Source organism: Pseudoalteromonas sp. SWN166, assembly GCF_015864485.1.
In the GTDB taxonomy this organism is placed as follows: Bacteria; Pseudomonadota; Gammaproteobacteria; order Enterobacterales; family Alteromonadaceae; genus Pseudoalteromonas.
Genome location: NZ_JADYXB010000010.1, coordinates 44,932 through 66,502 on the forward strand (window position 1 = coordinate 44,932; position 21,571 = coordinate 66,502).

Genomic DNA, 21,571 nt, shown 5'->3' on the forward strand with positions numbered 1-21,571 from the left:
GGTTACTGCGATTTTCTAACCCGTAAATACCACTCAGATAACAAGCGAACTTGTTTTTGTGTATAGCCTTTTTCTACCATACGGTTCACAAAGTCTTCGTGCTTTTGCTGATCCTCTGCAGACGTTTTAGTATTAAACGAAATAACAGGGAGTAAATCTTCGGTATTAGAGAACATTTTTTTCTCAATCACCGTGCGTAGCTTTTCGTAGCTTGTCCATAGTGGGTTTTTACCATTGTTGTGCGCACGGGCACGCAGTACAAAGTTCACTATTTCATTACGAAAATCTTTAGGATTAGAAATTCCTGCTGACTTTTCTATTTTTTCAAGTTCGGCATTAAGTGCCTCGCGGTCAAATAGTTGTCCGGTATCAGGGTCGCGATACTCTTGATCTTGAATCCAAAAGTCTGCATAAATAACATAACGGTCAAAAATGTTTTGTCCGTATTCTGAATACGATTCTAAATAGGCGGTTTGCAGTTCTTTACCTATAAAATCAACGTATTGCGGTATTAAATAGCCTTTTAAAAAGCTTAAATAGCGCTCTTCAACTTCGCTACTAAATTGCTCTCGTTCAATTTGTTGCTCTAGTACATAAAATAAATGTACCGGATTTGCAGCAACCTCAGTGGTATCAAAGTTAAACACGCGAGATAAAATCTTAAACGCAAAGCGGGTAGATAGTCCCGTCATGCCTTCATCAACACCTGCGTAATCACGATACTCTTGATACGATTTTGCTTTAGGGTCGGTGTCTTTTAGAGTTTCGCCATCGTATACCCGCATTTTTGAATAGATACTTGAATTTTCTGGCTCTTTTAAGCGTGATAGCGTCGTAAATTGCGCCAATGTTTTAAGTGTACCTGGTGCGCATGGCGCGTTGTATAGCTCGCTGTGCTCAAGTAATTTGTCGTAAATTTTAATTTCTTCGGTTACACGTAAGCAGTAAGGTACTTTTACAATATAAACACGGTCTAAAAATGCTTCGTTGTTTTTATTGTTTTTAAAGGTTTGCCACTCAGACTCATTCGAGTGGGCGAGGATCATGCCATTAAAGGGCAGAGCACTAATGCCTTCTGTTCCGTTGTAGTTACCTTCTTGGGTTGCGGTAAGCAAAGGATGCAGCACTTTAATAGGCGCTTTAAACATTTCTACAAATTCCATAAGCCCTTGGTTAGCTAAACATAAAGAGCCAGAGTAGGCGTATGCATCAGGATCGTTTTGGGCAAAATGCTCAAGCTGGCGAATATCGACCTTACCAACCAGTGCTGAAATATCTTGGTTATTTTCATCTCCAGGTTCGGTTTTGGCAATGCCTATTTGGTTTAAAATAGAAGGGTAGCGTTTAACCACTCTAAACTGGCTAATATCACCATTGAATTCTTTTAAGCGTTTGCCAGCCCAAGGCGACATAATGGTTTTTAAGTAGCGCGGTTTAATACCGTATTCTTGGCTGAGTACGTCGGCGTCATCTATTGGGTCAAATAATGCAAGGGGATGATCGTTAACCGGAGAGCCTTTAATTGAATAAATAGGCACTTGTTGCATTAAATATTTTAGTTTTTCGGCAATGGATGATTTACCGCCACCAACAGGTCCAAGTAGATAAAGCACTTGTTTGCATTCTTCAAGCCCTTGGGCTGCGTGTTTTAAATAAGAGACTATTTGCTCAATGGCGTCTTCCATACCATAAAAATCAGTAAAAGCTGGGTAGCGCGCAACTACTCTATTAGAAAATAACCGGCTTAGTCGTGCATCCGTTGCGGTATCTACCATGTTTGGTTCGCCAATTGCCATGAGTAGGCGTTCTGGTGCGCTGGCGTAGGCAGACTTATCGGTTTTACAAATCTCAAGAAATTCAGCGATACTGTATTCTTCTTCCTTTGCTGCTTCGTATCGTGCTTGGTAATGCTCAAAAATCGTCATAATAACCTCCGAAACCCGCTGTAAAAAGGTGCTTACCTTTTAAAGTCTAGTCACGAATGTGTATTTTTGTGCAATAAAATTAAAAATTTAAGTGAAAAAAGATCATGTTACTAAAAGTGTTTTATTAAATGATGAGGCGCTTGGGTGTGATAAATAAAAAACAAAAAAAGACGCCTAAGCGTCTTTTTTACATTAGCGTTTAAAGGCTAATTAAGCGAAGTTAGCGTTCGCGAATTCCCAGTTAACAAGCGACCAAAAACCTTTAAGGTAATCTGGACGAACGTTACGGTAATCAATGTAGTAAGCGTGTTCCCATAAATCCACTGTAAGGATTGGAGTAACGCCATCATCAGTTAATGGTGTAGCAGCGTTAGATGTATTAACGATGTCTAGTGAACCATCAGCAAGCTTAACTAACCACGTCCAGCTTGAACCAAAGTTATTTACTGCTTTATCATTTAATGCATCTTTAAACGCATCAAAAGAACCCCATTTAGCGTTGATTGCATCAGCAACTGCGCCAGTAGGCTCGCCGCCGCCGTTTGGAGATAAGCTGTTCCAGTAAAAAGTATGGTTCCAGATTTGTGCTGCGTTGTTAAATACGCCGCCTTCTGATGAACATACGATCTCTTCTAGAGATTTATTTTCAAACTCAGTACCAGGGATTAAACCATTAAGCTTAACCACGTAAGTGTTGTGGTGTTTGCCATGGTGAAACTCTAGTGTTTCTTTTGAAATATGTGGCTCAAGTGCGTCGATTGCATATGGTAGTGACGGTAGTTCAAATGCCATTTTTTTATCTCCATCTTCTTTGGTTGATAGTCCATTTGGTAATACGTAATGCCTGTTGGAACAGAGCGCTTACCTATACCAAGCGGTAATATAGTGTTACTATAATTGTTGAGTATTTTACTCAAGTTTAAGCAAACAGCAATGCTATTGCGAAAGACTATTTCAATTGCGGCTTTATTTGCCCATTTTAAGTTATATATTTGTGGTCACGATGAGTTATTTTCAAGACCTAAATATATTTAGCTATCGTTACTTTGAGGTTGTAGATGGAAACCATTGATAAAATTAAACAGCAAATTTCAGAAAACCCAATAATCCTTTTCATGAAAGGGTCACCAAAATTACCAAATTGTGGTTTTTCTTCACAAGCATCACAAGCGCTAATGTCATGTGGTGAACCATTTGCATACGTTGATATTTTACTTAATCCAGACATTCGTGCTGAACTTCCAGCATATGCAAATTGGCCAACTTTCCCACAGCTTTGGGTAGATGGCGAGTTAGTTGGTGGTTGTGACATTATTATTGAAATGTTCCAACGCGGTGAGTTACAGCCGTTAATTACAGAAACTGCTGCTAAATATAAAGAAGCTGACGCAGAGTAATTTATTACTCAACCTGAACTCAGGTTATTAAGCTCTTTAAACACAAAGCCACTTTTTAAGTGGCTTTGTTGTTTTTAATCGTTGAAAATCTACGAGTAGGGAAGACTCGCCTGCACGTTTAACCCCACCTCTTTTTGTTATGTAAACTTATGTGCTATTAATGTTTTTCTGCAATTTATACCAATTCCAATAAATAGCTGATCTATTTTACTTGCTAAAACAACCCATTTCTTTGTTGTCAATTTCGTAAAGGGAACAACCATTTACATCAATTTACGCCTAGAACTGAATTGTTTTTTCGGCGTAAAATTCAGATCACATACTTAATGGAATTGTATTATTTATAAATGGCCATTCCCGAATTACTCCTTGTACTTTTTGTTGAATACAAAGGCACTAAAGCATTCCATTACTTGCTAGCTAGCTGATTTTTTACTGTTGTCGTTTTCATTTATGACAAACGCTTGCGTTACACATTCGACCTAAATGTGTATTTCACTGGTATTGGAATCGACTTGTATGCATTTTAAACAAGTCAATAAGTAGATGCTCTAGCTGAATTTAATCTGCTTGTAATCCAATATGTGAATTTTTTATTTCTTAGCCTCACTACCAATGATCTATTAACTAATTTACTAACTCCGGACTCTGTAATAGGGCAAGTGCATCTGTGGTTCTTACTTTCTAGATCTTTAATTTATGTCTACATCAAACACTGCTTTAAATAAAAATTCACTATTAACGTACAAAAAATGACATGAACTTTCATAACTATACTAATGAGCAGCAATAATCGGGGATGTTAAGCCATTAAAGTAATGAAATAGCATAAAACTATCTAAATGTTAACTGAATAGCCCCTCCAACATTGAATACTTATTCACTCTTGGTTGTGTTTACGTTTACGTAAGCTGTAACGCTTAGGGCTCGTGTTTTTTACAATATGTTAAACTTGACACCAGTGTCATGAAAAAATAGTGGTTAAAATAACGCTAAATGTTAAAAATAATGATAAAAAGAAATCTTGCTATGAAGTGAGAAATATTCAAGAATGTGAATATGTATTCAAAGTGCTATTGACTCTATTTAAGATAGAGGCTAGTTTTGTCCGTCTGTTAGCAAATCGTCGAGCAGTTCATCCACGCTAACAGTGCAGCAAGGGGAGGGGTCTATGTTATACGACTCAAAGTTAGAAAAAGAAAATTGTGGCTTTGGCTTAATAGCCCAAGTTAATGGTCAAGCTAGTCATAGGCTTATTCGTACTGCTATTACGGGGCTTGATCGCATGCAGCACCGTGGCGGTATATCTGCTGATGGTAAAACAGGCGATGGCTGTGGTTTGTTATTACAAAAACCAGATAGCTTTTTCCGTGCTATTGCTAGTGAACATAACTGGCACTTAGGAAAAAACTATGCAGTGGGTATGATATTTTTAAATTCAGATCCCGTATTAGCGCAGGCTGCAAAACAAATACTTAGCGAAGAATTAGAAAAAGAAACGTTAAATATTTTAGGTTGGCGCGTTGTGCCAACTGACCCATCTATGTTGGGTCCTATTGCTGTACAGCAATTACCAGGTTTTGAACAAATTTTTGTTAGCGCGCCAGAAGGTTGGCGTTCTAAAGACTTAGAGCGCCGCTTATATGTAGCGCGTCGTCGCGCTGAAAAGCGCATTGTTGATGACGAAGCTTTCTATATCGCAAGTCTATCTGGTTTGGTAACTATCTATAAAGGCTTAATGATGCCTGCGGATTTACCTAATTTTTACTTAGATTTAGCTGATATTCGTATGACGAGTGCGATTTGTGTTTTCCATCAGCGCTTTTCTACTAATACTCAGCCGCGTTGGCCTTTAGCTCAACCTTTCCGCTATTTAGCACACAATGGTGAAATTAATACTATTGAAGGTAACCGCCAGTGGGCACGCGCACGTTCATATAAGTTTGCGTCACCGCTTATTCCTGATTTACAAAGCGCAGCGCCGTTTGTAAACGAAACCGGTTCTGATTCATCAAGCCTAGATAATATGCTTGAGCTATTTTTAGCCGGTGGAATGGATTTATTCCGTGCTATGCGTATGCTTGTGCCACCTGCATGGCAGAAAAACCGTGCAATGGACGACGATTTACGTGCATTTTACGACTTTAACTCTATGCATATGGAACCATGGGATGGCCCGGCAGGTATTGTAATGTCGGATGGTCGTTTTGCGGCATGTAACCTTGACCGTAATGGACTTCGCCCAGCGCGTTATGTAATTACACAAGATGGTTTTATTACGCTTGCATCAGAAGTCGGTATTTGGGATTACACCGCTGATGAAGTGGTTGAAAAAGGCCGTGTTGGTCCAGGTGAATTATTAGTAATTGATACTAAGCTTGGCAAAATTTGGCACTCAGATGAAATTGATCAAGATTTAAAATCTCGCCATCCTTACAAGTCATGGCTTGAAGAAAACGTTAAACGCCTTACTCCGTTTGAAGAACTTACTGAGCAAGATGCGGGTAATCGTTCGTTCGATGAAGAAACACTGGCTAAATATCAAAAAATGTTTGGTTATACCAACGAAGAGCTTGATAGCGTTATTCGTGTAATGGGTGAAAACGGCCAAGAAGCAACCGGCTCAATGGGTGATGACACGCCATTTGCTGTGCTTAGTGAAGGGCATCGCTCGCTGTATGATTACTTCCGCCAAAAATTTGCACAAGTAACAAATCCACCTATCGATCCACTGCGTGAAAACCATGTAATGTCACTTGCAACCTGTATTGGTAGCGAGCAAAACGTATTTAACGAAACTACAGGCCACGCTAAGCGTCTACAGTTCGATACACCAATTTTAATGTACGCAGACATGCAGCAGCTATTAAATGCTGATGAAGCGCATTACAGCTACTGTAAAATTGATATTACCTACACAGTTGAAGAAGGTTTAGAAAACGCGGTCACGCGTATTTGTGACCAAGCACAAGAAAAAGCAGCCGCTGGCTGTATTATGCTTATTTTAACTGACCGTAACTTTGATGAAGTAAATTTACCAATTCCAGCAGCTATGGCTGTAGGTGCGGTACAAAAACGTTTAGTTGATAACAACCTTCGTTGTGAATCAAACATTATCATTGAAACCGGTAGCGTTCGTGATGCTCATCAGTTTGCTGTGCTATTAGGTTTTGGTGCTACAGCAATTTACCCATACCTAGCGTATGAGTCGCTTGTTGCGATGAGCGACAGCAAAATTATTAATAAATCGTACTGCGAGGTAACTCTTGCTTACCGTAAAGCCATTAATAAAGGCTTATACAAAATCATGTCTAAAATGGGCATAAGTACGGTTGCATCATATCGTTGTTCAATGTTGTTTGAAGCGGTTGGTTTATCTGACGCTATTGTTGATATGTGTTTTAAAGGGGTGGCAAGTCGCATACAAGGCGCATGCTTTACCGACTTTGATGACGATCAGCAAAGTTTGCACAAACTTGCTTTAAGCAAACGTAAATTATTAAGCCACGGTGGTTTATTTAAGTACGTTCACGGTGGTGAGTATCATGCTTATAACCCTGATGTTATTCAAACGCTTCAAAAAGCGGTACGCTCAGGTGACTATAAAGACTACAGTGCTTACGCCGATTTAGTTAATAATCGCCCTATAGCTACTTTGCGCGATATGTTAGCGCTTAAATTACCAGAGCAAGGCATAAGCATCGATGAGGTAGAATCTGCAGAAAACCTATATAAGCGCTTTGATTCAGCAGCGATGAGTATTGGTGCACTATCTCCAGAAGCGCATGAGGCGCTAGCAATTGCAATGAACCGCTTAGGGGGGTGTTCAAACTCAGGTGAAGGCGGCGAAGATAAACTACGTTATGGTACCGAGAAAAACTCGCGTATTAAGCAAGTCGCTTCAGGTCGATTTGGCGTAACGCCTCATTACTTACGTAGTGCTGACGTTATTCAAATTAAAGTAGCGCAAGGTGCAAAACCAGGTGAAGGCGGTCAATTACCGGGTGAAAAAGTAACGCCTTATATTGCTAAACTTCGTTATTCGGTTCCAGGTGTGACGTTAATTTCGCCACCGCCACATCACGATATTTATTCAATTGAAGATTTAGCGCAGCTGATTTTCGATTTAAAACAAGTAAACCCTAAAGCACTTATTTCTGTAAAACTGGTTTCAGAACCAGGCGTAGGAACCATTGCGACAGGTGTTGCTAAAGCGTACGCCGATTTAATTACTATTTCTGGTTATGACGGCGGTACAGGCGCAAGCCCACTGACGTCTGTTAAGTATGCAGGTAGCCCGTGGGAGCTAGGACTTGCTGAAACACAGCAAGCACTTGTTGAAAATGGCCTTCGTCACCGTATTCGCCTACAAACAGACGGTGGTTTAAAAACAGGTTTAGATATTATTAAAGCAGCCATTTTAGGTGCGGAAAGCTTTGGCTTTGGTACTGGCCCAATGGTTGCGCTTGGTTGTAAATACCTTCGTATTTGTCATTTAAATAACTGTGCGACCGGTGTTGCAACACAAGACGAAACACTTCGTCAAAAGCATTACCATGGCTTACCAGAAATGGCGATGAACTACTTTAAGTTTATAGCCCAAGAAGCGCGTGAAATTATGGCAAGCCTCGGCGTTGCTAATTTAACTGACTTAATTGGTCGCTTAGATTTACTTGAAGAAATTGAAGGTAAAACAGCAAAACAGAAAAAAATTGATTTATCGTCTGTTATTGCTCAACCAAATAACCCAACAGGTGAGACTCTTTATTGTAGTGCGCCTAATAGCTCGCATTACTTAGGTGAGTTAAACGAAAGTTTATTAGCTAAAGCACAAGATGCTATCGACACTTCAAGCGGTATTTCGCTAGTGAGTCGAATTTGTAATACCGATCGCTCGGTTGGTGCAATGCTTTCTGGCTATATTGCTGATAAGCATGGCAACCAAGGTATGGCGGCTGACCCTGTAGCAATTGAACTACACGGTACAGCAGGCCAATCATTTGGCGTGTGGAATGCCGGTGGCCTTGAAATGACACTCGTTGGCGATGCTAACGATTATGTAGGCAAAGGCATGGCAGGTGGTAAGTTAGTAATTCGTCCGCCACTTGGTTCGTCGTTCGAAAGTCACAAAGCAACAATTGCCGGAAACACATGTTTATACGGCGCTACAGGCGGAAAACTGTTTGCAGCAGGTTGTGCAGGCGAGCGTTTTGCAGTTCGTAACTCAGGTGTGCAAGCAGTTGTTGAAGGTGTAGGTGACAACGGCTGTGAATACATGACGGGCGGCGTTGTATGTGTACTTGGTAATGTAGGCGTTAACTTTGGCGCGGGTATGACAGGTGGTTTTGCTTATATTTTAGATGAGCGAAATGATTTTGAAAAACGCATTAATCCAGAGCTTGTCGAAATAGTAACACTAGACGAATTAACGTCGCATCAAGAGCATTTGCGCGGCTTAATTGCTGAGCATTTAGAGCTTACGGGTTCGTGCAGAGCAGAAAGTATTTTGGCTAACTTTGAATTGTACTTACCGATGTTCAAATTAGTAAAACCAATATCAAGTGACGTAAAAAGTTTACTCGGGCATCGCGCTCGCAGTAGTGCCGAACTACGTGTTCAGGCGCAATAAGGGGGCAGTATGAGCGAAAATGTATATCAATTTATAGACGTGCAGCGTGTAGACCCACGCAAAAAACCAATCTCGTCACGTAAAAAATCTTTCGTAGAAATTTACGAACCCTTTTCAGAGAATCAAGTTAACTCACAAGCTGACCGTTGTTTAGATTGTGGTAACCCATACTGTGAGTGGAAATGTCCAGTACATAACTACATTCCACAATGGTTAAAGTTAATACGCACGGGCCGTATTATAGAGGCGGCTGAGCTTTCTCATCGTACTAACAGCTTACCAGAGGTTTGTGGGCGTGTTTGCCCACAAGACCGCTTGTGTGAAGGTTCGTGTACGCTCGATGAAGAGTTTGGAGCGGTTACAATTGGTAATATTGAAAAATACATTACTGATGAGGCATTTAAAATGGGCTGGAAGCCTGATATGTCTTATGTAACATGGACTGACAAAAAAGTAGCCATTATTGGTGCAGGTCCTGCAGGTTTGGGGTGTGCTGATATTTTAGTACGTAATGGCGTTAAACCAGTGGTGTTTGACCGTCATCCAGAAATTGGCGGATTACTCACTTTTGGTATTCCTTCTTTTAAACTTGAAAAATCAGTAATGCAAAAGCGCCGTGAAATTTTCACTGAAATGGGCGTTGAGTTTAAGTTAAATGTTGAAGTAGGTGTTGATATTACACTTGATCAAATTTTAGCTGATTATGACGCTGTATTTTTAGGGGTTGGTACGTATCAGAGTATGCGTGCAGGCCTTGAAAACGAAGACGCCGCGGGCGTTCACGATGCATTGCCATTTTTAATTGGTAACACAAACCGTGTAATGGGCTACGACGAGACAAAACAACCGTGTATTGATATGGCTAACCAAAAAGTAGTTGTACTTGGCGGTGGTGATACAGCGATGGACTGTGTGCGTACGTCTATTCGACAAAATGCTGCTAAAGTAACGTGTGCTTATCGTCGTGATAAAGAAAATATGCCTGGATCTAAGCGCGAAGTTAAAAACGCGAAAGAAGAAGGTGTGATATTTACCTACAACGTTCAGCCTAAAGGCATTGTACTGAACGATAAAGGTAAAGTGACCGGCGTTAAAATGGTTAAAACTAAGCTAGGCGAACCTGACGCAAAAGGCAGAAGCCGAGCGGAAGAAGTACCTGGTTCTGAGCATGTTATCGAAGCTGACCAAGTTATTATGGCGTTTGGTTTCCAGCCTCATAAAATGGATTGGTTAGAAAAGTACGATGTAGAAATAAACAACTGGGGCGGCATAAACGCACCAGAGCAAGGTGAGTTTACACATCAAACAACTAATCCTAAAATATTTGCTGGTGGCGATATAGTACGAGGTTCAGATTTAGTAGTAACTGCTATTTTTGAAGGACGTAATGCTGCAGAAGGCATTATGGATTACTTAAAAGTTTAATTGTTTATTTTGTATAAACAATTTTAGAAGCAAGCCATGTGGCTTGCTTTTTTTTTGTTTTATTAGAATGTAATATCAATGTAATGAGTAACAAACGGTACTATATTAATATCATCTGTTGCTTCCATATAGTACCTATCACTCCTAAGTGAATTTTAAACATTTTTGGTTTCTACACCACAAAATCAGTATTTATACAAAACGAGGATAAGAGATGTATAATATGCATACAGTTATCAGCCTAAATAATAATCTTAGTAGTTGATTTAAATATAAAGTAGGTTCATTATCCCATGCTGTTTACGGTTTGCTTACTTTTTATCTATAAGTTGGCTTTTATATACAAATAAAATAAATAGAAATTATGTACGAATACTCAAACAATTCAGAAAGGAAGCTCATTGTTCGATTTTTCTCTTCGACAGGGTTTATAGCTACATTTTCGATGGCTAGCTTGGCATTTATTAACAACAGCTATTTATTAGCATTTACTTTGGTTGTTTCTTCGTTTGTTTACTTATCGGCGTTTAATATAGGCAGAGGTGTAGAAAAATCTGCAACTGTAATTTTATATAACTTGTATGCATTGATGTTTTATCTAGTACTTACAGGAGGAGCACAAGGTACAGGGCCTATATGGATATTTATAGTTTCTCCTGTTACTTACTCAATTCGAGGGCTTAAACGAGGGACGTTTGATATTGTTTTATTTTTATCGGCGATTGTTCTCGGTTTCTATTGCGCTGATACATTTAATATATACGACTATAACCCTGAACAGTTTCCGATTAGAATTATACTCGCTTTTATAATTGTCGCATCGCTGAGTGGTTATTATGAGTTTTCAAGAGAAAAGTACAGCAGTAAATTAATCGCTTTAAGTAAAAAAAATGAATTTCTAGCCACTATAGATCCACTCACAAATCTGCCAAACCGCCGTTATGCTATGAATAAATTGGTTACTTTTAAAACTGAACTAACAAAAAACCATATTCCATTCGTTATTTTATTAGCTGATGTAGATAATTTTAAAAAAATTAATGATCAATTTGGTCATGATTTTGGCGATGAAGCACTTATTCACTTAGCTAAAACGTTTGAGAGAAGTATCCCCAAAGATGCGATTGCTTCACGATGGGGCGGTGAAGAGTTTTTAATTGCTATCCCAAATGCAGCCATTGAAGATGCAGAAGAAATTGCAGAAAAAATCCATCATTCTCTTAAAAGTTCAGCAGTGAAACAGCTTTCACATAGTGTAAAGTTAACAATAAGTATTGGTGCAATTTCAGCGGGCGTTGAGCGTTCTATCGACCTAGATATTAAGTTAGCTGATGAACTACTTTATAAAGCAAAAGAGCAAGGAAAAAACAGAACTTGCTCCTCTTAATTGTTATGCGTATTAGTCCATTGAAAACGAATCAAGGGATGGCTTTATTTTAGCTTTTCTGCGTTTTACGCTCATATAACAAACTACATTACACGTAACTTGCATTGTAATTAAAACCCAATAACTAATACTTAAATCACTTAGCCCATTTACCTTTTCGTTAGAAAAGTAATAGGCCACAACGGCTAGTTGAAAAACTAAAAAGCTATTTAAAAACCTAAATAAACGTTGTTTAAAACAAGTATGTTTATATTTACTAAATATAATTAAACAGGTGCTTAGTACTAATAACAACCAACTTAAAATTATACAAAAATCAACTAAGGTATTGTGCATTATTTAATCCTTGAAGACGTTCTTTACTAACACATTAAGCGTGAGCCATTATTAGTTCTTTAGCATTCGCTTTAGCTGTTTTACTTATATTGTCACCACCAAGTAAACGGGCTATTTCATTAATACGGCCATCTTTATTCAAAGGCAGCATATGAGTAAACGTCTCCCCTTGTGATATTTCTTTAGCTACAAAAAACTGCTGATGCGCACTACTAGCTACTTGTGGTAAATGAGTAACACAAATCACTTGGGTAGATTTACCTAATTGGCGTAATAATTTACCTACGGCAGATGCCGTTGGGCCTGATATACCGACATCAACTTCATCAAAAATAAGCGTTGGAGTTGTTACTTTTTGGGCAATAATTACCTGTATAGCAAGGCTTATACGAGAAAGCTCACCCCCTGATGCTACTTTAGCTAATGGCTGAAGTGGCTGCCCCGGATTAGTTGATACTAAAAACGAGACGTTATCAAAGCCTAAGCTGTTTGGTATACGATTACTCTCTTGAGTTAAGGCTATTTCAAAAACACCGTTTTCCATTGATAAATTAGCCATGCTTTCACTTATTAGTGTGTTAAGTGTATTAGCATACTCACAGCGACTTTTACTTAGTTCATCAGCAGCTTGCTTATAAGTAAGTAACGCGTTTTCTATTTCTGACTCTAGTTGCTCTAAGCGATTGCTATTATTACTTATTGACTCAAGTTCTTGAGCAATCGATTGATGAAACTCAACCAACTGCTGTGGCTTTATATGGTGCTTGCGTGCTAAATCCATCGCACCACTTAATCTATTCTCTACTTCACCTAAGCGGGCAGGGTCTAAATCTGTTTGTTCAGTGTAATTACGTACTTCTCGGCTTGCTTCTTCAACTTGGACTGCGGCTTCGCTAAGCAGTGCAGCCACGCTTGCTAAACTTTCGTCATATTGAGCCAGTTCAGTAAATTGTTGAGCGCTATGCTGTAGTAATGAACAGGCATTTTGCTCATCACTTTCGTATAAGTGTTGTAACTCACGTTGGCACGATTCTAATATCGTTTGGCTATTACTTAGTTTGTAATGCTCAGCCTCAATTAAATCAAACTCATTTTCTTGTAAGGCAAATTCATCAAGCTCAGCAACTTGATACTCTAACAATTGCTTTTGCGCTGCTTGTTGCTGCTGTTGTTGTTCTAAGTGCTTAAATTCTTTTTGTAAGTTAGCAAACTGTTTATAGTTTTTATTTACTGAGTTTACTAAATGATGATGGCCTGCGTAGGCATCTAAAAGCTGTAACTGATGCTCCGCTTTTAATAGGTATTGGTGGGCATGTTGTCCATGAATAGATATTAAATATTGACCAAGCTCTTTTAATTGTGATGCAGTAACTGCACTGCCATTAATATAGCTTTTACTACGGCCATTTTTGCAAACAACACGGCGTAATAAACATTCATTATCGCCATTGTTTAGCATATGTTGCTCTAAAAATGCTTGAGCAAGCGGTAAATTTGTTAAGTCAAATTGTGCGCATACTTCGGCTTTATCAGAGCTTGGGCGCACTGCTGATGCTTCAGCGCGTTCACCCAAACACAGCGATAGGGCGTCTATAGCAATAGACTTACCAGCACCTGTTTCACCTGTGATCGCGGTCATACCGCTGCGCCATTCTGTGCTTAAATTACTTACAATTGCAAAATTTTTAACTTCTAAACCAATTAACATACTGTTTATCCATCCAGTCAATTAACTGTTAATTTATACAGTGTTTTGGTTTTTTGCAAATTAATTTTTTATTATTTACGCAACGCTTACATCTTGATTAAACTGTGTATCAGACGTTTGGGAAGCGGTATTAACTTGATCATCAATAATATCAGTGGCTTGTGCAATGTCTTCAGTTTTAAGCAGGGCAATGAGAGGAGGTAAGGTATTTAGATAAAAGCTCTTATTATATAAAATTCCTTGCTGAGGTAACTCAGATACAAAGTACTGTATATTATCAATCAATGGTTGAATTATATCTGTTTGATTAGTTTTAATTAACTCGCTGGACAATATATTAATTAGTAGGTCGGCGGTGTCTTCAAGCTGTTGCAAGTTTTCGTCTGTATGAGATTGAACAACAAAGAAATTACTGACAATAGCTTGAATACGTGAAATATATTTTGGGCGAATTATTTTAGCGTCAAGTAGCTCATTAAGTTTTGCTTTAAGGCGTATATTTACATGCAAAACACGTTCATTAAATAGTTTTTTTCTAGCTTCAATCGCTTTTTTACGATTACTCTCAATTTTGAGATAACTGTATAAAAGCGTAATTAATAGCAGTAAAGCAAAGAATACTACATAAGTCATTGCTACTCGTTCCTAAATTAGTTGATTGTTATTTTAAGCCGCCATTTTGCTTTATAGTGCTAAATTTGGCAATGAAATTAGTATAAACGACTACCCCAATTAAGTTTTGTACGCAAAACGTTGTAGTACGAGTAATTTTTTGGATGAATTAAGCGCAATTGTTTATCGGCTTTTTTAATGACTACTTCATCGCCGGGCAATACGGCAAGCACGACATGGCTGTCGCAACTTACCTGAAGGCTGTCTGTGTTTTCTAGGCTTAACTTCAAACGTACTTCGTTTTCGGCATCTACCACTAAAGGTCTGCTAGATAAGGTATGAGGAAACATAGGTACTAACGATATTGCATTTAGCTCTGGCGTTAATATTGGCCCGCCACCGGATAGCGAATAGGCTGTAGAGCCTGTAGGGGTTGATACGATTAAACCATCAGATCGCTGAGAGAATACAAAGTCATTATTTATAAAGGCTTCAAACTCAATCATGTGAGCTACTTTATCGGCATGAAGTACCGCTTCGTTAACGGCTGAGTTTGCACTCTTTAATTCGTTGTGGCGATATACTTCTACTTCTAATAAAAAGCGTTTTTCTTCAAGGTATTCACCACTAAGTACTTGCTCTAAGCTTGCTTCAAATCCCTCAGGGTTTAAATCGGTTAAAAATCCAAGATTACCTCTATTTACACCAATTACAGCAATATTAAAGCGTGCAAGCACGCGTGCTGCGCCAAGCATGTTACCGTCACCACCTACAACAATGGCTAAATCGGCTTGTTCACCTAAGTCGACTAATTTAACGAGTTTGTCTGAAGGGATATTGTCTAATTGACTCCCCGTACGTTTTTCTACAATCACTTTAAAGCCAAGCGCAAGTAAAAATGTATGTAGACGCTGCAGTGTAGCCGCTGCTCCCGGGTGATTAGGTTTGCCAATTAGGCCTATGGTGTTAAAAGGAGAGTCCATAATGTACGCATAAAGAGATTTAATAATTGTAGAGTAACTCAAAACAGAAGTGTTTGAAAATACAGATTATAGCAATATTATAAACCATCAGTTTTATTCACTGTGAGTTAGCTGCACGACTTGAAAAACAACTAAACGCCCCGATATCTCTTTCATGCAACAAGATGTAGATACCATGAAACTAAACCCACGAGATCAGCAAATTTTTTCAGCTGTTATGAACATGTACTGTAATGGTGAGGGTTTGCCCGTCCCATCAACAAAAATTGCTAAGCTTAAAGGGATGGCAGTGTGTTCGGCTACGGTACGTAATGCTATGGCTCGCTTAGAAAAAGTGGGCTTATTGTATTCACCTCATACATCCGCTGGGCGAGTACCCACAAATGAAGGGTTTGATTATTGGTTTGACGAATTTTTTGTGCTTGCTGATATTGCTACTTATTGGCAACCACAGCAATCACAACTCGTTGAGCTCGCGCATGCCTTGAGCCAAAAATATCAAGTGTGTTGTTGCGTTGGTTTACCACAAGCCAGCTCACAGCAAGTATTTAGAGTGGAAGTGCTTGATTTTGATTCTACCGACTGGCTTATTTTATTAATAGATAGGGCAGGGCAGAGTCATAATATTTGTATTGATAAACCTCATGATTCGTCAGACTCCGTTCGTTATCAATTTGCGACGTGGTTAAATACGGTATTTAGCCAACAGACCTTAATGGAAGGTTTGTACCGTATGCAAGCAATGGCCAATACAGCCCCTAACAATTGTCATGATTCGCTTAATCAGTGGACGCGACAACTAAGCCAAAAATTAGGCTCAGATAATAGTATTGTTGTTGGTGAAAATTACCTCTACAAACAAATAGACTGCGAACAAAGTTTAAATATTGGTGTTTCGTTTTTAAATTATGTAGAAGATAAACTTGCTTTTAAAAATGGTGTATCGGTACTCAATAGCGAAAAATTACCTTTTACTGAGTGCGATGAATTGATTGTAATAAGCGTGCCGTACTTTCAAAATCAAGAATATCAAAGCCGTTTTTGTATAATTTGCCCTAAATCAGCGCAGATTGAAGAAATAATTCAAGAATTTAAATTAATTGAGACATCTAACTCTTGAATCTTTTTATTCAATCCCCATAATTACCGCAGTTGAAAAGAATTGGAGCACGTATTTTATGTCTGAGCAGACACAAAACCCTGAGCAAGAAGTAGAATTAAACGAAGAAATTTCTAAAATGCAGGCTGATGTAGAAGCAGCTGATCAACATTCAGAGCAAGAGCAAAGCCCTGAAGCAGAAATAGCGATGCTATATGCAGAGCTTGAAGCCGCTAAGCAAACAATTGCCGATCAAAAAGACGGTGTTGTTCGTGCAGCCGCAGACGTAGATAATATTCGTCGTCGTGCAGCACAAGATGTAGAAAAAGCGCATAAATTTGCACTAGAAAAATTTGCTAACGAATTACTACCTGTAATCGATAACCTTGAACGCGCTATTGAGTTTTCTGACAAAGAAAATGAAACATTAAAGCCGTTACTTGAAGGTATCGATATGACGGTTAAGAGCTTTAATGATGCTGTTTCTAAATTTGGTGTTGAAATTGTAAACCCACAAGGTGAGCAATTTAATCCAGATTTTCATCAAGCAATGTCAATTCAACCAAGTAACGATGTAACACCTAATACAGTACTTGCTGTTATGCAAAAAGGTTACACATTGAATGGTCGTTTATTACGCCCTGCAATGGTTATGGTTTCTAAAGCTGCTGACGCTTAATTAATTTAAGGTTATTAGCTTTGATAAAAATGCCTCATATTGAGGCATTTTTTTTGTCTTTTTTATAGTGAATTAGCTGTACGAGCATAGTGAGTAATACAGCACTAAACATTAAACTTGAAAATGGCACTGCGCTTTTTGCGTGCATAATGGCGAGTAGCGGGCCAACTAATGCACCACTACCAAAACGAAGTGTGCCAATTACGGCCGTTGCTGTACCTGTGTTTCTTTCAAACTTCATTAATATTAGCGAATCAGCATTACTTGCAGTGACACCTAAACTCATCATTAATGGCGCAATAGCAGCCACAATATAATAAAGTGATAAGTGCAATAAGCTAAATGTTAACAGCGCAAGCCCCGATACAAACCCACATACAAGCCCAATATAGAGCATTTTTCGAGAGCCCAGCCTTGGTACAATTCGCGTATTTAAAAAGTTACCAAACATAAGCGCCATTACATTAAACGCAAATAACACACCAAATAACTGTTCTGATACTTCATATAAATCTAAATAAATAAATGGTACTGAGGTCAAAAAGCAAAAAAATCCAAACGATACAAACATAGAACTGAGTATATCCGCACGCGCGTCTTTATTACTCAGTACTGTTTTATAGCTATCAAAAAATAGAGCGAGGCCTTTTTTCTCATTTTTATGAATAGGTATATCTATTAAATACACTTGTACAAACGCTAATATTAAAAAGCTATATCCAGCAAGAACCAAAAATATGGTTGACCAAACAGAAAATCCTAAAATAAACGAACCAACAGAGGGGGCTACTAACGGTGCTACCATCATGATCATCGACACATACGACATTCCCTTAGCTGTATTTTGCTGATAAATATGGCGAATAATACCCGGTACGACTACGGTTGCTGCCGCTCCGGTAAATGCTTGCACTGCTCTAAGAGTCCAAAACGCATGGATTTCGGTTGTAAATGCGAGTGCAAGTGAGCTTGCGCCAAATAGGGTTAAGCCAATACGTGCGAGCTTACGGCGGCCAATTTGATCGGCAATAGGGCCAAAAAATAACATCCCCAATGAATAACCCGCTAAGTAAATACTCAACGATATTTGTACATTTGGCATATTAGTTTGTAAATCGCTTGCAATTACCAGCATGGCGGGCAAATACATATCAATAGCCAAAGGAGTAATCGCCACGATACTGGCTAATAAAGGCAATAAAATACGGGTATTAAAAGACGAGGCTGAGGCGTCCATGTGTAAACTCAACAATCACTAAAAACAAGGGCTATAGTGTAACAGGGCATTGTATTTGGATAAACTTAGTTTGCCTGCTAAGTTTATCGTCTTATCGCATCTTTTTAATATAAAGGTATATAAAGCAAATATTTTAAATTGGTACTGTGTTTGCTATTCTACAAGCAATAAAAAATTCATTACTTAAGAGAATTATCATGAAAAAACTAGTACTTGCAGTATTAGCGACAGCCGTTTTAGTCGGTTGTAAAACGTCACCAACTGGACGCACTCAAATAGCGCTTTACTCAGATCAACAAATGAGTGAAATGGGCACTGCTAGTTTTGCAGATATGAAAAAAAGCCAACCAATTAATAAAGATGCAAAAACAAATGCATATGTAAATTGCATTGCTGAAAAAGTAGTCGCTGTATTACCAAAAGAATACGCGTCGCAAAATTGGGAAGTAGTTGTATTTGAAGATGAATCTGCTAACGCTTTTGCACTACCTGGTGGTTACATTGGGGTTCATACGGGCTTATTAAAAATAGCCACCAATCAAGACCAACTAGCAACAGTGCTAGGGCACGAAGTAGGGCACGTAATTGCTGAGCATTCTAATGAACGTGTTTCACAAAGCTCTATTTTAGATACCGGTATGCAACTTGGTAGTGCAGCACTTGAAATGGGTAACATTCAATACCGTAATGAAATTATGCAGGGTCTAGGCTTAGGCGCACAGTATGGTGTTGTTTTGCCATTTAGCCGTTCGCACGAGTCAGAAGCTGATGAAATTGGCTTAGATTTAATGGCTGAAGCAGGCTTTAATCCACAAGAATCAGTAACCCTTTGGCAAAATATGAGTGCAGCAGGTAGTGGTACAACACCTGAGTTTTTATCAACTCACCCAGCGCCAAGCAGTCGTATTAAAGACTTACAAGCACAAATGAGTAAAGCACTTAGTGAGCAAAGTACAGCTAAAGCACAGGGTAAAAACCCACAATGTAAGTTGTAATTTAGCTTCTATAATAAAAACCCTGTAAGTAGTTTACTTACAGGGTTTTTATATTCAGCACTCACTTCTATTTAGTAGTAAGCGCCTTTTGTAATACATTTTTAAAGCGTTCAAAATCTTCAATGTGCGGCAGGTGCCCTAAGTTATCTAGTTCGAATAATTGTGCGTCAGGAATAAGTGTTGCAGCGTGTTTGCCTAATTTATCGTATCGACCAAGCTCGTAATCAACATCCTCTTTTTTCCAGTTACGGCCTGGACCGGTTCTATCGCGTGTACCAATAATTAATTTAACTGGCACAGTTAAATCTTTAAATTCGGTTATTACAGGTTGAGTGAAAATCATATCGTATGTTTTTGCATTCACCCATGCCATTTGTTCTTTATCTGGGCCTTGTATTTGCCCTGTTATAAAGTCAGTTAAGGCTGAATATGTTGTATTCCACTTACCATCGTAGTAATTTTTTTGCTGATAACGTTTAACGCCTTCCGGTGTTTTTGAAAGCTCGTTTTTATAGAAAAAATTAGTATCTTTGTAATCAACATACTGCAAGTAGTTTTCAAGCCCAATAGGGTTTAATAAAATTAGCTTTTTAGTGGCGTTTGGGTACATTAATGCAAAACGACTCGCTAGCATCCCACCCATAGAGTGCCCAATAACAACTGACTCTTTTATATTAAGCGAGTCCATTAATGCGCGCGTATGATGAGCAAGCGTCGCAAACGAATACTGGTAATTAGTTGGCTTAGACGACTTGCCAAAACCAATTTGATCAGGGATTAATACCCCATAACCTAAAGATTGCAGGTATTGCGCAGTGGTAGTCCAGTAGTCAGCATTAAAATTTTTGCCATGCATAAGTGTAACTGTAGGCATATCGGCTTTAGTTGGCTTTAAGTAAATATAAGCCATTTTTAATGATTGTTTTTGCGACTCAAGTGCAAAGTAATTTACCTTAAAATCGTATTCGTAATTGCTTAATAGTGCATCATAAGAAAGGGCGGATGTATCTTGAGAAGTGCCAGCTAAGGCATTGTTTGTTAGTACTAATAAAGTAGAGAAACAAATCACTTTAATCGACGACATTCAGTTACTCCTATTAAAGGCGAGCGCTTGGCTTAAAAAGAAGTACAACAATAACTAAGTATTTAAACCTGTTCAATTAAATGTTTTACGTGGACGAAAAAAAGCGAAGCTAAAATAGTGCTTCGCTTATTATTACTGAGTAAAGAGCTGATTGTTGAAGCTTAAAATGTCCACTCAATATGGATTTGTGGTACCGATTCAGTGACTTCAGTACCTAATTTGTTGTGCCAGTATTGTAATTCCATTCCCAGCAGTAGTGTGTTTTCTTTCATTTGAAGGGCGTGACCCATATCCCACACTAAAATAGGCTGTGCTAGTATCCAAGCTTCTACATCGTTACCAAATTCATCTTCACGCTCTGCGATGTATTCAGCGTGGCCTTTAAAGCTAAACTTTTGTGAGCCAATAGTGAAAGGATATTCAAAAGCTACATCAAGCATCCAACTATTAGTTTCAATAGGTGCGCCGCCTTTTGCTACACCTTCACTATCGTCAATGTAGGCTGTGAACAGCGTTTGAAAAAAGTTAAACCCAGGTACATCCCAGCTTAATTTAACACCTGGTAGATACTTCATTACTTTTGCATCACCAGCAACGTTAATACCGCCCGTTAGGCCAACATCTAATAATGCGCCAGAGCCAATTTGCTTACCAGTGATGGCAGATAAGCTAACCGTTGAGTACCACTCACCATAAAAATCAGCATCTTGGTAACCGTCATCTATATCGTCTTTACTGTAATCAATAAAAAAGAAATTATCGCCGTAGTCATAGCCCGATGCATGTTGAAGCGAGTAAACAGTGGTGTCTGACTCTTGCTCAGTGAATGGATTTTTTTGGCTGCCATTATTTATATGTACTGCTGTACTGCTCCAATTGGCAGCGAAAGCCGACGATGATAAAGCGAGAGAAGTAAGGGTAATAAAAGGGAGTAATTTTTTAAATTTCATAACTGTTTATAACTATAATTTTAGTGACACGCGGAAGCGGCAATTATAGCAGAAGAGATTGATTTGTTGATCGCTAATTTAACACATGTTGCAGCCTACTTAATAAGCTGCAACATGTAATGACT

The 21,571-nt window shown here is 38.7% G+C and carries 16 protein-coding genes; 7 read left to right on the forward strand and 9 right to left on the reverse strand.

All coding sequences use genetic code 11. From position 1 onward, the window contains the following. Positions 1–2: 2 nt before the first annotated feature. Both I6F49_RS08250 and I6F49_RS08255 read right to left on the reverse strand, forming a co-directional pair. Complete coding sequence (locus I6F49_RS08250) at positions 3–1,925, reverse strand: PrkA family serine protein kinase (RefSeq protein WP_197179723.1); 1,923 nt, start codon at positions 1,923–1,925, stop codon at positions 3–5. A 210-nt stretch (positions 1,926–2,135) separates the two neighbouring features. Continuing rightward, positions 2,136–2,717, reverse strand: coding sequence for a superoxide dismutase (locus I6F49_RS08255; RefSeq protein ID WP_002960323.1), 582 nt, complete (start codon positions 2,715–2,717; stop codon positions 2,136–2,138). A gap of 266 nt (positions 2,718–2,983) precedes the next feature. Here I6F49_RS08255 and I6F49_RS08260 point away from each other — a divergent pair, with 266 nt between their 5' ends. The 4 genes from I6F49_RS08260 to I6F49_RS08275 all read left to right on the forward strand — a co-directional run bounded on the left by I6F49_RS08260 (position 2,984) and on the right by I6F49_RS08275 (position 11,763). Further along, complete coding sequence (locus I6F49_RS08260; RefSeq protein WP_004335359.1) at positions 2,984–3,322, forward strand: Grx4 family monothiol glutaredoxin; 339 nt, start codon at positions 2,984–2,986, stop codon at positions 3,320–3,322. 1,171 nt (positions 3,323–4,493) lie between these two features. Continuing rightward, positions 4,494–8,951, forward strand: a complete 4,458-nt coding sequence (gene gltB, locus I6F49_RS08265) for a glutamate synthase large subunit (RefSeq protein ID WP_197179725.1) — start codon at positions 4,494–4,496, stop codon at positions 8,949–8,951. Between the two features lie 9 nt (positions 8,952–8,960). After that, the gene (locus I6F49_RS08270) at positions 8,961–10,376 is read left to right on the forward strand and encodes an FAD-dependent oxidoreductase (protein ID WP_007584567.1); all 1,416 of its coding nucleotides are present in this window, start codon (positions 8,961–8,963) and stop codon (positions 10,374–10,376) included. Positions 10,377–10,740: 364 nt separating this feature from the next. Continuing rightward, positions 10,741–11,763 carry a GGDEF domain-containing protein gene (locus I6F49_RS08275; RefSeq protein WP_331461448.1) on the forward strand — a complete coding sequence of 341 codons (1,023 nt, stop codon included), beginning with the start codon at positions 10,741–10,743 and terminating at the stop codon, positions 11,761–11,763. A gap of 12 nt (positions 11,764–11,775) precedes the next feature. On the opposite strand, the gene I6F49_RS08280 is transcribed toward I6F49_RS08275, so the two are convergent. The 4 genes from I6F49_RS08280 to nadK all read right to left on the reverse strand — a co-directional run bounded on the left by I6F49_RS08280 (position 11,776) and on the right by nadK (position 15,402). Next, the gene (locus I6F49_RS08280; protein ID WP_197179729.1) at positions 11,776–12,099 is read right to left on the reverse strand and encodes a hypothetical protein; all 324 of its coding nucleotides are present in this window, start codon (positions 12,097–12,099) and stop codon (positions 11,776–11,778) included. A 34-nt stretch (positions 12,100–12,133) separates the two neighbouring features. Then, positions 12,134–13,807 (reverse strand): DNA repair protein RecN, encoded by a 1,674-nt coding sequence (recN, locus tag I6F49_RS08285; protein ID WP_197179731.1) that lies wholly within the window; start codon positions 13,805–13,807, stop codon positions 12,134–12,136. A 75-nt stretch (positions 13,808–13,882) separates the two neighbouring features. Further along, the gene (locus I6F49_RS08290; RefSeq protein ID WP_197179733.1) at positions 13,883–14,440 is read right to left on the reverse strand and encodes a hypothetical protein; all 558 of its coding nucleotides are present in this window, start codon (positions 14,438–14,440) and stop codon (positions 13,883–13,885) included. A gap of 77 nt (positions 14,441–14,517) precedes the next feature. Then, positions 14,518–15,402: an NAD(+) kinase gene (gene nadK / locus I6F49_RS08295; RefSeq protein ID WP_197179735.1), complete on the reverse strand. Its 885-nt coding sequence runs from the start codon at positions 15,400–15,402 to the stop codon at positions 14,518–14,520. A 154-nt stretch (positions 15,403–15,556) separates the two neighbouring features. On the opposite strand from nadK, the gene I6F49_RS08300 reads away from it, so the two are divergent. Together I6F49_RS08300 and grpE are read left to right on the forward strand one after the other, a co-directional pair. After that, positions 15,557–16,522, forward strand: coding sequence for an HrcA family transcriptional regulator (locus I6F49_RS08300; protein WP_197179737.1), 966 nt, complete (start codon positions 15,557–15,559; stop codon positions 16,520–16,522). Positions 16,523–16,580: 58 nt separating this feature from the next. Further along, on the forward strand, positions 16,581–17,180 hold the full coding sequence (grpE, locus tag I6F49_RS08305; protein ID WP_197179738.1) for a nucleotide exchange factor GrpE: 600 nt from the start codon (positions 16,581–16,583) through the stop codon (positions 17,178–17,180). A 34-nt stretch (positions 17,181–17,214) separates the two neighbouring features. Here the strand turns inward: grpE and I6F49_RS08310 are convergent, their stop codons facing one another. Then, positions 17,215–18,417 carry a Bcr/CflA family efflux MFS transporter gene (locus tag I6F49_RS08310; RefSeq protein ID WP_010553412.1) on the reverse strand — a complete coding sequence of 401 codons (1,203 nt, stop codon included), beginning with the start codon at positions 18,415–18,417 and terminating at the stop codon, positions 17,215–17,217. A 197-nt stretch (positions 18,418–18,614) separates the two neighbouring features. Here I6F49_RS08310 and I6F49_RS08315 point away from each other — a divergent pair, with 197 nt between their 5' ends. Next, positions 18,615–19,412, forward strand: coding sequence for a M48 family metallopeptidase (locus I6F49_RS08315; protein WP_010553413.1), 798 nt, complete (start codon positions 18,615–18,617; stop codon positions 19,410–19,412). 67 nt (positions 19,413–19,479) lie between these two features. Here I6F49_RS08315 and I6F49_RS08320 read toward each other — a convergent pair whose 3' ends face one another. After that, positions 19,480–20,496, reverse strand: coding sequence for an alpha/beta fold hydrolase (locus I6F49_RS08320; RefSeq protein WP_165741048.1), 1,017 nt, complete (start codon positions 20,494–20,496; stop codon positions 19,480–19,482). A 161-nt stretch (positions 20,497–20,657) separates the two neighbouring features. Next, positions 20,658–21,446: a nucleoside-binding protein gene (locus I6F49_RS08325; RefSeq protein WP_165741049.1), complete on the reverse strand. Its 789-nt coding sequence runs from the start codon at positions 21,444–21,446 to the stop codon at positions 20,658–20,660. Positions 21,447–21,571: the final 125 nt, after the last annotated feature.

Bases quoted from the DNA above. Each gene is read 5' to 3' on its own strand.
- I6F49_RS08250 (WP_197179723.1), bottom strand. From the start codon at position 1,925: ATGACGATTTTTGAGCATTACCAAGCACGATACGAAGCAGCAAAGGAA.
- I6F49_RS08255 (WP_002960323.1), bottom strand. From the start codon at position 2,717: ATGGCATTTGAACTACCGTCACTACCATATGCAATCGACGCACTTGAG.
- I6F49_RS08260 (WP_004335359.1), top strand. From the start codon at position 2,984: ATGGAAACCATTGATAAAATTAAACAGCAAATTTCAGAAAACCCAATA.
- gltB (WP_197179725.1), top strand. From the start codon at position 4,494: ATGTTATACGACTCAAAGTTAGAAAAAGAAAATTGTGGCTTTGGCTTA.
- I6F49_RS08270 (WP_007584567.1), top strand. From the start codon at position 8,961: ATGAGCGAAAATGTATATCAATTTATAGACGTGCAGCGTGTAGACCCA.
- I6F49_RS08275 (WP_331461448.1), top strand. From the start codon at position 10,741: ATGTACGAATACTCAAACAATTCAGAAAGGAAGCTCATTGTTCGATTT.
- I6F49_RS08280 (WP_197179729.1), bottom strand. From the start codon at position 12,099: ATGCACAATACCTTAGTTGATTTTTGTATAATTTTAAGTTGGTTGTTA.
- recN (WP_197179731.1), bottom strand. From the start codon at position 13,807: ATGTTAATTGGTTTAGAAGTTAAAAATTTTGCAATTGTAAGTAATTTA.
- I6F49_RS08290 (WP_197179733.1), bottom strand. From the start codon at position 14,440: ATGACTTATGTAGTATTCTTTGCTTTACTGCTATTAATTACGCTTTTA.
- nadK (WP_197179735.1), bottom strand. From the start codon at position 15,402: ATGGACTCTCCTTTTAACACCATAGGCCTAATTGGCAAACCTAATCAC.
- I6F49_RS08300 (WP_197179737.1), top strand. From the start codon at position 15,557: ATGCAACAAGATGTAGATACCATGAAACTAAACCCACGAGATCAGCAA.
- grpE (WP_197179738.1), top strand. From the start codon at position 16,581: ATGTCTGAGCAGACACAAAACCCTGAGCAAGAAGTAGAATTAAACGAA.
- I6F49_RS08310 (WP_010553412.1), bottom strand. From the start codon at position 18,417: ATGGACGCCTCAGCCTCGTCTTTTAATACCCGTATTTTATTGCCTTTA.
- I6F49_RS08315 (WP_010553413.1), top strand. From the start codon at position 18,615: ATGAAAAAACTAGTACTTGCAGTATTAGCGACAGCCGTTTTAGTCGGT.
- I6F49_RS08320 (WP_165741048.1), bottom strand. From the start codon at position 20,496: ATGTCGTCGATTAAAGTGATTTGTTTCTCTACTTTATTAGTACTAACA.
- I6F49_RS08325 (WP_165741049.1), bottom strand. From the start codon at position 21,446: ATGAAATTTAAAAAATTACTCCCTTTTATTACCCTTACTTCTCTCGCT.